The sequence below is a fragment of the Lachnospira rogosae (ex Hitch et al. 2025) genome (assembly GCF_040096455.1).
Classification (GTDB): Bacteria; Bacillota; Clostridia; order Lachnospirales; family Lachnospiraceae; genus Lachnospira; species Lachnospira rogosae.
Window position 1 is genome coordinate 420,265 of record NZ_JBBMER010000001.1, and the last position, 11,655, is coordinate 431,919.

At 31.9% G+C, this 11,655-nt stretch carries 10 protein-coding genes and 1 pseudogene; all 11 read right to left on the minus strand.

What is annotated here, in order from left to right:
• Positions 1-230: 230 nt before the first annotated feature.
• The 11 genes and pseudogenes from pta to WMO14_RS01985 all read right to left on the minus strand — a co-directional run bounded on the left by pta (position 231) and on the right by WMO14_RS01985 (position 11,633).
• Positions 231-1,232, minus strand: coding sequence for a phosphate acetyltransferase (gene pta, locus WMO14_RS01935; RefSeq protein ID WP_022206630.1), 1,002 nt, complete (start codon positions 1,230-1,232; stop codon positions 231-233).
• 165 nt (positions 1,233-1,397) lie between these two features.
• Positions 1,398-1,640 (minus strand): annotated as a pseudogene (locus WMO14_RS01940) (type I restriction-modification enzyme R subunit C-terminal domain-containing protein); the annotation flags it as partial.
• Between the two features lie 125 nt (positions 1,641-1,765).
• Positions 1,766-2,314 carry a 2'-5' RNA ligase family protein gene (locus WMO14_RS01945; RefSeq protein ID WP_349153173.1) on the minus strand — a complete coding sequence of 183 codons (549 nt, stop codon included), beginning with the start codon at positions 2,312-2,314 and terminating at the stop codon, positions 1,766-1,768.
• A 110-nt stretch (positions 2,315-2,424) separates the two neighbouring features.
• Positions 2,425-3,336, minus strand: a complete 912-nt coding sequence (locus tag WMO14_RS01950; RefSeq protein WP_349153174.1) for a hypothetical protein — start codon at positions 3,334-3,336, stop codon at positions 2,425-2,427.
• Positions 3,337-3,516: 180 nt separating this feature from the next.
• Positions 3,517-4,770: a nucleotidyltransferase gene (locus tag WMO14_RS01955; protein ID WP_349153175.1), complete on the minus strand. Its 1,254-nt coding sequence runs from the start codon at positions 4,768-4,770 to the stop codon at positions 3,517-3,519.
• Positions 4,771-5,175: 405 nt separating this feature from the next.
• On the minus strand, positions 5,176-6,309 hold the full coding sequence (locus tag WMO14_RS01960; protein ID WP_349153176.1) for a restriction endonuclease subunit S: 1,134 nt from the start codon (positions 6,307-6,309) through the stop codon (positions 5,176-5,178).
• The gene (locus tag WMO14_RS01965; RefSeq protein ID WP_349153177.1) at positions 6,299-8,224 is read right to left on the minus strand and encodes an HsdM family class I SAM-dependent methyltransferase; all 1,926 of its coding nucleotides are present in this window, start codon (positions 8,222-8,224) and stop codon (positions 6,299-6,301) included. The genes WMO14_RS01960 and WMO14_RS01965 overlap by 11 nt, the downstream gene beginning before the upstream one ends.
• Positions 8,221-8,403: a hypothetical protein gene (locus tag WMO14_RS01970; RefSeq protein WP_349153178.1), complete on the minus strand. Its 183-nt coding sequence runs from the start codon at positions 8,401-8,403 to the stop codon at positions 8,221-8,223. Before WMO14_RS01970 ends, WMO14_RS01965 begins: the two co-directional genes overlap by 4 nt.
• Before the next feature lie 668 nt (positions 8,404-9,071).
• On the minus strand, positions 9,072-10,436 hold the full coding sequence (locus WMO14_RS01975; protein WP_022503197.1) for a PFL family protein: 1,365 nt from the start codon (positions 10,434-10,436) through the stop codon (positions 9,072-9,074).
• 50 nt (positions 10,437-10,486) lie between these two features.
• Entirely contained in the window at positions 10,487-10,759 is a 273-nt protein-coding gene (locus WMO14_RS01980; protein WP_022503196.1) for an ACT domain-containing protein, read from the minus strand.
• Between the two features lie 76 nt (positions 10,760-10,835).
• On the minus strand, positions 10,836-11,633 hold the full coding sequence (locus tag WMO14_RS01985; protein WP_055306622.1) for an MBL fold metallo-hydrolase: 798 nt from the start codon (positions 11,631-11,633) through the stop codon (positions 10,836-10,838).
• Positions 11,634-11,655: the final 22 nt, after the last annotated feature.

Genomic DNA, 11,655 nt, shown 5'->3' on the forward strand with positions numbered 1-11,655 from the left:
AATTAAATATAAGTTATATAATCATTTAATATAATATAAATCATTTAACAATACTTTCTTTATCGGTTCACCGATAGCACTATATTCAAAATAAAAATATCATATTAAATAATCAGTCTATGTTAGTTATACAAACAATATGAGGGGCAAATAATTCGTCCCTCATATTATTATAAATGATGTACCTGACTGCCGCGTGGCAATCATATCATCAAAATGTATGTACACAATTATTTAGCAGCATCCTGAGCCTGAACTGCTGTCATAGCTACAACACCAACGATATCTTCTGCGAAGCATCCTCTTGAAAGATCGTTAACTGGCATTGAAAGACCCTGAAGAACTGGACCATAAGCGCCAGCCTTAGCAAGTCTCTGAACTAACTTGTAACCAATGTTACCAGCTTCAAGTGAAGGGAATACTAATGTATTAGCCTTACCAGCAACCTTGCTGTTAGGAGCCTTAAGTGCTGCAACTTCTGGAACTAAAGCAGCATCTAACTGAAGTTCACCATCAACAGCAATGTCTGGGTACTTTTCGTTAGCAATCTTAACTGCATCAGCTACCATAGTTACTCTTTCGTGCTTAGCACTTCCGTATGAAGAGAATGAAAGCATAGCAACCTTAGGTTCTGCACCAACAAAGCTCTTGAATGAATCTGCAGATAATGCTGCAACTTCTGCAAGCTTCTCTGAATCAAGATCTGGGTTAACAGCACAGTCAGCGAATACGAATAATCCATTCTCGCCTAATTCACAGTTAGGAACCTCCATAAGGAAGAAACCTGATACACTGCTGATACCTGGCTTAGTCTTTAATAACTGAAGAGCTGGACGGATTGTGTTACCTGTTGAATGGCAGGCACCTGAAACTGCACCATCAGCATCACCGCACTTACACATAAGGCATGCATAGTACATATAATCCTTCTCCATCTGTTCCTTAGCCATCTCAGGTGTAACACCCTTCTTAGCTCTTAATTCAACGAACTTGTCGATATATTTCTGCTTATTAGGATCATTGAATGGATCTACGATTGTAGCACCTGTAATATCATATCCCTTGCTGTTCTCAGCGATTTCTTCTGGTGTACCGATGATTATAAGATTAGCGATACCTTCCTTTAAAATCTTCTCAGCAGCTGCGAATGTTCTCTTATCCATAGATTCTGGTAAAACGATAGTCTTCTTATCTGCTTTTGCTCTAGCGTAAATTGTGTCAATAAATGCCATGATTACTGACTCCTCCTTAAAATATGAATTTCGGCACATTATGTTTACCATTATGTTACCGCTACTTTTGCCCTCATTATATACCTTTTTTTTGCGTAAGACAAGGTGAGGATTGTTCTAAATGTTAAGCAATTTTACTGAATTATGTCTATAATCCAATGTTATTTAAGCTGCTGCATTATCATTTATGGTATCTATAACCTTTTTAATTCCAAACCACACAGTTAAATCTGTGAATATATCTACAACACTTCCTTGATCAGTAAATGGTGATTCCTGAAGAATTGAAAAATCTCTCAACATTCCATTGTGAACAATATATTCTACTATCTGATTTACGAAATAAATCTGTCTGCTATCAAGATTAGTATTAGTAAGATACTCTGAAAATGCTTCTTTAGCAGCATTTGCTGTATTTTAATTTAGTCATTTATCAATCATTTGACTAAATTAAAACACTATATGACGTAATTAAATTTAAAATCGTCAATTCTTATCAGATATGGCAATTTAACTTTCATAACTTTTAACAGCTACAGTTCTACACTCATCACTTCTCTATATGGATTGACCGTAGACAATCCTATTTTAGTAATCCGACCATCTATAGGCATAAATAAATCCTGTAATACAGCAAATGCCTGTCTCATCTGCTCCTTATCAAGACATTTGCCAAGTGTAATATGCGGCATCCACGAATATGGCTGATAAAATTTGCTTATATTAGTTTCTGGAATTGTTGCAAATTCATTATATATTGATATCGAAAGTTTCATCATATACTCGTTAAGCACAGGTGCGGCATATATCACGCGTGGAAAAAGCTGTCCGACCGATACTATATTTATCGTATTATTTGCAACGCTTTTTTCTTCTAAAGGCTGTAACTTTCCCCTGCATACCTTTTCAAATGCTGGAATTAATACATCTACATTTCTTGCCTCAATTGAGCTTAGTGTAAGATGAGGCATAACATTATTCCTTATCATAAAATCATTGCCTGTTTTATCGGCAATTCTTTGTTGCAGATATTTCAATATTTTATTAGTATTTTCATCAAAATACGCTGATATTAAATACATAATAAGTCCTTTTTAACCTTTTTAGTTAGTCTAGCTTCTTTAAAATTGACAAATTTTCACATATAAAACCATAATTTATAATCATTTTACTAATTACATATTAAGTAATATTAAATTACAAACTCACCAGAATCCAAAATTTCACAATTAGTAGTTGATAATATTTTTTCCCATTCTTTAAGTTGAGCATTGTGCTCTTTATCATAAACATATACCTTTACATTTTTTACATTTTTAATTTTATTAATTATTGCAACATCTCCATATGGAGACATTCCATATATATCCAAGTGTCCTATTCCATCCAATTCTTCATATAATTGTTTACAATTAATTAGTAGTAAATCATCAGATGGATAGATATCATTAGATGGATAAAGCCCTGCTACATAATGCAATTTATCCTTATGCTTATTTGTACTTGAAAGTATCACATCTGTATTGTTTCTATATAATATATCTATATCATTTTCTTTATGTAATTCGTCTATTATTTTTTTATATTCCGGAATGTTCTTCCATTTTTCAGATATTAATATTTTTTTCTTTATATTATCATACATTGATAAATCAAATTTTCCATGTAAATATTTACATATATGATTTTCATCCCAAAATTCATAATAATTTAATGTAAATATATTTTTATAATCTGCTAATTTTAATGCAACATCCTGTCTTTTTAAATTTATTCCAGTTTCAACATTAAAAAAAATTGAAGTTAATCCTATATCAACAATAATATCTTCTAGCCTTATTTCATCATTTTTAGTAAAATATCCTTTATGATTTTCAATAATACTTTCTTCTAATATAGTAACTAGTTTTTCTATTGATTCATCTTCTGCAACATTACTATATTCTTCTATAATTTTGTTCATATTAACATCAAACATTTTTTCTATTAAAGGTTTATATATCTTTAAATTATTACTAAATCTTTTTCGTATTTCACTTGCTTTTAAACTATTAATCCCCAACTGTATATTAACGCCATTGCCTAATAATAATGATTTATCCATATACTACCTCCTTCAATTAATTTTATATTTAATATCTTATAAAAACACGCATAGTCATATATAACATATTGTATTTAGAATTTAAAATTTTCAATCTCAATATAATTAAATATATTTTTATTGTATTTTAAATACATTATATACTATTATGTATAGTTAAAACCTACATTTATTACGATGTTACCCAACCCTAATCGGGTTTTTAACATAATCGCCCAGTTCTTTAACTCCATACTTTCCAGCAGCAATCATATTATAAATATTAGCCGCATGTATATCATCAAGCAGCATTTCCTTATAGTCAGCGGTCTTTGTTATAAGTGGGACTTCCACAGTTTTTCTTATATATGAAAGATACTCCTGCCCCTTTTTATCAAATCCAAGCACTCTTATATATGGCGCATTGGAATATTTTTCCATGTGTTTTTTATCAAGCCCTAGCGTTATCCTTACAAGTGCTCTTTTTATTCTGGAAAGCGGCACTTCTTTTGTCTTTATATGTTCGCACAGGCTTCCAAATGAAAACGCCCCATTATCTTTACTTTCTGACATCTGTTGTACTGTCCTTGTTATCATATCCATAGCGGACTTATATAATCTGCCAGCAATCTCCTTGTTTACATCTGGATACTGCATAACATTTTCTATAAATACATTTTTATCATAACTACTCGCAAAAAGTATATCTAAAAGTCTGGTAAATAACGCTTCTGTTATGTCATCAGGATATATATAATTCGTATTTAAGGATAATATTAAACCTGCTTTTACAGGTATATATTTAGAAATATTATCCGCTTTAAGATTTCCTCTTAACGCCGTTGCACTGGCATAATCACTTCTTATATCTGTATCGTTATAAGCATCGCCCTGTCTTTGTACGGTATAAGGCTTAATAGCATAATTATTTTTTATGATAGCTTTCAGATATTCAACCGCAAGTATGTTATTAGAACTTGTAAGCATTGCCGCAGTGTCTTTATCCGTCAGCTTCTCCACAACCTTCTGTCTTGCGGCAGCATAGGATATTCCATTGGCAGTGTATTTAGATATTTCCTTATATAGTGTATCTTCGTTATCACACAAAATGTGTGCAAGCTTAGAAAGCCTTTCTATATTCCCGCTCTCACTTCCAAAAGCAATACTGTCGGCTTTTATATAATCAAGAACCTTTAAAGCACCAGCGGCAAAGCTCTCAGCACTAGACACAGCATAATTAACAGGCAGTTCAACGACAAGATTAACTCCGCTGTTGAGTGCCATAGAAGCACGCGTATATTTATCAAGAACAGCCAGTTCTCCACGCTGTACAAAATCCCCGCTCATAACAGCAACACTTATATCCGCCCCTGTAAGCTCCATTGCTTTATTAAGATGATATAAATGTCCATTATGAAATGGGTTGTATTCTGTTACAAGTCCTACTGCTTTCATATATAAATCCCCTTGTATTTTAATCTATCAATAATTCTATAAATATTTTGTGCTCATTATATCATAACATAAATTATAATAAATGTTATCTCTATTTCGATAAATCGTTAAGCATATCCAATTATAATTAATATAAAACAGGTGCGGAAAGTTTCCGCACCTGTAAGCATTAAACAAATTCTTATTCAACTCAAAACACTCCAATTAGCAGTATGCTAATGAATATAATATTTCATTCTTCTTTTATCAAATAACATTAATGATATATTATTAAATTTTATAATGCCAGCAATTCATCCCAATTAATTACTAGTAACCTTTTTAGTATAATAACTGTTTATATTTTATAAGGTACACATATTCTCGCAAGCACCTCATTAGTATTACATACTAAAACCTATATGTTTATATATTTAGTCTATCACCATAAGGTAATGCTTTTATATAATTTTCCATAAATGTCCAATCTGGAATATACCCTTCCTTTGAATATTTCTTTGAAGCATCAATAATTGGATCTCCTTTTAGATTTCTTTGAATCGGAAGTTTAATAATCGCTTCATTTATATGTGTACGATATTTCCTACCATATGAATATTTGAATTTTTCTTTATCTAAAATTGTTACTAAAAATAACGCAACATAGGGATTAAGTGCTTCATCATATCCAATAGACGTTGTAGTCGAACCTATAAAATCTTCATCCATATAATTCGTATATCCTACGGAACCTTCTCCGTCACAGATAAACATAATTCCATTTCCTTTCGATACAAGGGATTCTACACGAACGACTCTTCTCATAACTCCGTTATTATTCTTCTTTGCTCCAATATAGTTTATATCATTTCCATCATCTAAATTGCCAGCACTACCACATTTACAATTTTCTATTTCAAATAAACCTGATTGTGTATATGTTCTCGATATATAAAATTCCTTCCAATCGCTAATTTTCAGTTTTTGAATATTTATTCTTTTATTTTTAGTAGTGAGATATTTAAAGTGAAGTGTTTTTATGTATTGTTGCATCATATCAAAATCTGGTACATATCCCAAATCCGAATATTTTTTTAGAGAATCTATATAAACAGTTCCATCCTCATTATATTGTATCGGAAGCTTAACAAGCGTTTCTTTAATTCTATCAATTAAAAATGCTCTTCCATATGAGTATTTATATTGTTCTTTATTTAAAATAGTTACCATATAAAGTGCTAGTATTTCATTCAACCAATCAGCACGCACAACCACCATATGATCACCAGTAATAAACTTTTCTGATTGATAAAAACAAGTTGCGGTTGTATCACCTATTGTTATAGCATTTCCTTCTTGAATAAAACTATTATCAATAAATGATAAATCAGCAATCAATTCACAACCATTATTTTCGGCTGTTCGTGTAATATATCTTATACCTAATTTCCAATTAGCAGCAATTTGTAAATCATCTTTATTAATAGCTTTTGATTTATAAATATCTGAAATCAATCTTCCAAAAGTAAATTCTTTCCAATTATTAATATCAAGATTCATAAATTTTCCCCTCCTTCACTAAATAAGCAAGATAATTATTTAATGTTTGTTGAAAATCATCTTCGGAAAGTTTACTATAATCTGTTTTCATATATGCTTCGCATAACCATTCTGATTTTCCATTTATAGAAGCTGTTGCTGATTTTCCATCTATAACCTTTTTATTGTTAAATAAATATAGCCATTCTTCCTCGATAACTTTCCATTTTGAATTATTATTCTCATCAAATTGTTCAATTCTCCCAAGATTTTTCTTCTTTTTAAATCCATCTTCTTTGCAATATCCAAAAAAAGTTTCATTAACTGTACCATCTGCTTTTTTATGTGGCTTACCTAATGTAAATAGCATACAACAAGCAGAAGCAGAGGCACCCGGATAAAAAATTTCATTAGGTAATGTAAATACTGCTTCAAGTGTATTATTTTTTAACATTTCAATTTTTTCGTTTTCGATAATCGTACTTGTTCCAATGGCAGCAGCTACAGGAAGTAACACTGCAAGTTTTACCGTTTTTCTGCGTTTACCTTTAGCTTCACGATCCCTATTCATTTCTTCAATAACATCTGAAAGATAATGAATAAATACTAATCCTTTTGTAGAATCTTCCTTACCATCTTTTGCTTTTCCCCAATCTTTTTTGTATTTTTCTGGAATACCAATAGGTTTAGCATTATATGGGGGATTCATTAAAACAATATCTGGATCAGCGTTCTTAATGAACGTCTTGCAATCAAAACAACTTCCAAATTTAATGTTAGAGTTTCCATCACCATGAATAAGCATATTTGTGGTCGATAGACCATAAGCTTTTTCTTCAACCTCTATACCATATATATGTTCTTTCATTACTACATCTCGTAACGCTATTGCTTCCTCCTCAGTTTTATCTCGACTACAATCTGCCAACTCTTTAACCATAGCCTGTACCAAGAATGAACCACTGCCGCATGTTATATCGAGAACTCGTTTAGTTCTATCAACTTCCGTTAATCGACACATAAATTCTGTTATATGGTCAGGTGTAAATGCTTGATTTTTATCTGCCTTACCAGTGTATTTATTAAATGCAATAAAAAATAAATTAAGAATATCTTGCCCCTCAGAACTATTTACATCAATGTAACGATAGATATCCATAAGAATGGTGTCTAGAATTTTAATCCAATTGCTTATTGTCAATTTCTTAACCTTTTGATCATTAAGAACATTCTTTTGAAGTAATTCAATTTTTTTTGCTTTGTTATCAGAGCCATCAAGTAAACTATCCAATGTAGATTCAATAGCAGCACGAAGTTGTTTACCATCCATTACAGCCCAAAGTGTATCTAACGTCTTCCTTAATTCTTCATCAATTTTTTTAACTTCAAATTTCTCTACCAATTTTTTTAAGTAAAGAAGTGTTGTACCAACAAATTGACTACGAAGTCTCTCATCAATATCCATTTTGTGAAGGAGCTCATTCAAATCATATGTATTTTTCAGAACTTTTTCTCTGTCATTTTGTTTACTTGCATCAAATAAGCCAACATAATGCTCCATTTTATCAAGAACAGTTTCATCAGTTAAAATATGTTCATCATCAACAGCAGATTTCCAAACTTTGATTTCATTATTATTTGTGTTTGCAAGAATAGCAATAATTTTCTTATTATAATGCAATGCTCGTTCCTGCTGAAGATACTCATTAAGTTGCGCTTCATCCGATTTTTTTAGCAACTGTTTTGTTTCAACAAGTACAACTACATCTCCTTTTTCAAAGCGAATATCCAACTTAAAATGAGATATGCTGCGTCCTAGTGCTTTTTCAAGATTAGCCCTTGACCCTGCCTCCTGAATGTAGCTGTATTCACCATCTTCTATATTTGATGTCATATATCCACTGCCAATATGTTCAATCATATCGTGCCTTGTCATTTGTCTTTACCTCCGGATTCCCTTTCTTTTAAATAATTTTGTGCCGCTTCATTAAATAAGTCTGCCATACTATGCATATCCTTGTCATAAACAATAGCTGCTTTTAATTTATTAAATATTTCCGGATCCATTCGGAATTGAACCTGTCTTGTTCGGTTGGATTTATTTTCTTTAATCAAAATACACCTCCTTTAATGATATCATTAAACCTTGATATAATGATATCATTTTCAAATCAAAGCGTCAAGATTTCGAGCATTATCAAAAAAGATATGCATTTCAATACCACTTATATGATACATTTGAAAATTATCATCATTTATTTTTGTATATTAAATAACCAAGCATTATAAATATTAAAGCTAATAGAATCCAATTAATATATAATATCAAAAAAATATATAAATAATAAAAATTGGATTTATTTTATATAATAACGCAAAAGCAACTTTCAAATAAAACAATAACAAAAATATAGTTTTATTATACTGAAATCTTCAAAGAAACACTCATAGAAAATAGTATTATAATTATATATATTTATAAAATGCCATTTTATCAATTTTTTATAATAACTAATTTTCTGGTTTGATTACAAATTTCTGATATAGCTTCAATTCATCAGTTATCATTTATGCACAGAGAAAGCAATACGGTCATAAATCTAAAAACTTCCAGAAAATATATAACATTTTAATGGAACAATGGAAGCCGGCTAAATAATTAAACTTATATAATTATAAAACACAGCGAATATGTTCAACACATAAAAACCCCGAAGCATTTGCTCCGGGGTTTTATTTTTGTCATATAACCTACATCAATATATTAACTCTAAAATGTGTAATTAATTCTTAAAACTATGTATAGGCGCAGGTATTCTTCCTGGTCTGTTTACAAATGCTGAGCAGTCAAATGTATTAACCGGCATAATAGGAGCATAGCCTAAAAGTCCGCCAAATTCTACAGTCTCGCCAACACCCTTTCCAACAACAGGTATTACTCTTACAGCTGTTGTCTTCTGGTTTACCATACCGATAGCTGCTTCATCTGCAATGATACCAGATATTGTAGATGCCTTTGTATCTCCTGGTATAGCAATCATATCAAGACCTACAGAACATACACATGTCATAGCTTCAAGCTTTTCAATAGTAAGCGAACCCGCATTAACTGCATCAATCATTCCCTGATCTTCACTTACCGGAATAAATGCACCACTAAGTCCACCTACATATGATGAAGCCATTACGCCGCCTTTCTTAACCTGATCGTTAAGAAGTGCAAGTGCTGCTGTTGTTCCCGGAGCACCGGCTCTCTCAAGTCCGATTTCTTCAAGAATTTCTGCAACAGAATCACCAATTGCCGGTGTTGGGGCAAGTGAAAGATCAATTATACCAAATGGTATGCCAAGTCGTCTAGAAGCTTCCTGAGCAACAAGCTGTCCTACTCTTGTTATCTTAAATGCTGTCTTCTTGATAGTTTCGCAGAGTACTTCAAAGCTTTCTCCTCTTACACTTTCAAGCGCATACTTAACAACACCCGGACCACTGACACCTACATTGATAATAGCATCATCTTCTGTAACTCCGTGGAAAGCTCCTGCCATAAATGGATTATCATCTGGAGCATTACATAATACAACAAGCTTTGCACAGCCAAGAGAGTCTGCATCTTTCGTTAATGCGGCAGTCTCTTTAACTATTTCGCCCATAAGTCTTACAGCATCCATATTAATACCCGTCTTTGTAGAGCCAACATTTACTGAGCTGCATATAAGTTCTGTAGATGCAAGTGCTTTAGGAATTGAACGGATAAGCAGTTCGTCGCTCTTTGTCATACCCTTTGATACAACAGCAGAATAACCACCTATGAAATTAACTCCGACTTCATGGGCAGCCTTATCAAGTGTCTTTGCAATAGTTACATAATCGTCAGGTGTTTTACAGCATGAGGCACCAACTAATGAAATAGGTGTTATAGAAATTCTTTTATTAACTATTGGAATACCTATTTCCCTTGAAATATCCTCTCCTGTCTTTACAAGGTCTTTAGCAAGAGTTGTGATTTTTTTATATATTTTTTCATTTACTTCATCAAGATTCTCGCTTGCACAGTCAAGAAGATTGATACCAAGTGTAATTGTTCTTACATCAAGATTTTCCTTCTCAACCATTTTGTTGGTTTCAGTAACTTCATATATGTTAATCATTTTTCTCCTCATTTCCGCATCGCCAATGGCGTATACTTAATAATAGTTAATTAAATTCTGTGCATCATATCAAAGATTTCTTCTCTCTGACATTTAATTACAACACCAATTTCCTTGCCAAGATTCTCAAGTGCTGTTACAACTTCATCAAAGCCTGTATTGGAATTTGATAAATCAACTATCATCATCATATTAAAATAACCTGATACGATAGTCTGTGAAATATCAAGAATATTAATTTCTGTCTTAGCAAGATATGTACACACCTTTGCTATGATACCAACAGTATCCTTTCCTACGACTGTAATTACACATTTTTTCATAATAGTCCTCCATTCTTTGCATTTGTGCATATGTATTTATGTAAATATGCTCTCGCATATTTATACCACTGTAGTGCTATATTTCAAGAAGTGTTGATGGCTCACTTCTCTTTGCTACCTCTATATGAAAATCTTTAGACTTGTATTCATTATCACTTAAGTCTATCTCTAACTTAACTGTTTCATATGCAAGCTTATCATAATTATTCTCTTTGCTTAAATGTCCAAGGTATATCCCTTTAATGTTATCATTAAGAAGAGAATTGATAAGCCTTGCTGATGAATCATTCGACAAATGTCCTTTATTGCCAAGTATGCGCTGTTTAAGATAATAAGGATAACTTCCTATCTGAAGCATATTAATATCGTGGTTGGCTTCAACAAGCATCATATCCGAATTCTCAAGATTATCAATAATATAGTCATCATAATATCCAAGATCTGTTATGACCGAAGCTTTGTTATTATCGCAATATACACTGTAGGCAACTGGTTCATTGGCATCGTGCGATACACTGAAACTATGTATTGTCATATCTTTAAGATGAATATCTGTATCAGCTTCAATTATATGGTAATAATCTGAGTCTATATTTCCAAGGCTCGTAGCTGCCTTAATTCCATTAATTGTTCCGTCTGTTGAATATATTGGTATTCCATCTTTTCTTGACATTACGCCAAGTCCTTTTATATGGTCAATATGTTCGTGTGTAACAAATACTGCATCTATATCCTTTAATGATACATCTATGCTGTTAAGCCCTTCTTCTATCTTCTTACGGCTTATTCCAGCATCTATTAATATATGTGTATCATCTGAACCAATATATATACAGTTGCCACTACTGCCGCTTGCAATCGGCATCATTCTCATAAGTCAATCCTCATTTCTATTA

What these genes read in the sequence shown, in the direction of transcription:
- pta (WP_022206630.1), bottom strand. Translation starts at nt 1,232, where the DNA reads ATGGCATTTATTGACACAATTTACGCTAGAGCAAAAGCAGATAAGAAG.
- WMO14_RS01945 (WP_349153173.1), bottom strand. Translation starts at nt 2,314, where the DNA reads ATGTATTTAATATCAGCGTATTTTGATGAAAATACTAATAAAATATTG.
- WMO14_RS01950 (WP_349153174.1), bottom strand. Translation starts at nt 3,336, where the DNA reads ATGGATAAATCATTATTATTAGGCAATGGCGTTAATATACAGTTGGGG.
- WMO14_RS01955 (WP_349153175.1), bottom strand. Translation starts at nt 4,770, where the DNA reads ATGAAAGCAGTAGGACTTGTAACAGAATACAACCCATTTCATAATGGA.
- WMO14_RS01960 (WP_349153176.1), bottom strand. Translation starts at nt 6,309, where the DNA reads ATGAATCTTGATATTAATAATTGGAAAGAATTTACTTTTGGAAGATTG.
- WMO14_RS01965 (WP_349153177.1), bottom strand. Translation starts at nt 8,224, where the DNA reads ATGACAAGGCACGATATGATTGAACATATTGGCAGTGGATATATGACA.
- WMO14_RS01975 (WP_022503197.1), bottom strand. Translation starts at nt 10,436, where the DNA reads ATGATTAACATATATGAAGTTACTGAAACCAACAAAATGGTTGAGAAG.
- WMO14_RS01980 (WP_022503196.1), bottom strand. Translation starts at nt 10,759, where the DNA reads ATGAAAAAATGTGTAATTACAGTCGTAGGAAAGGATACTGTTGGTATC.
- WMO14_RS01985 (WP_055306622.1), bottom strand. Translation starts at nt 11,633, where the DNA reads ATGAGAATGATGCCGATTGCAAGCGGCAGTAGTGGCAACTGTATATAT.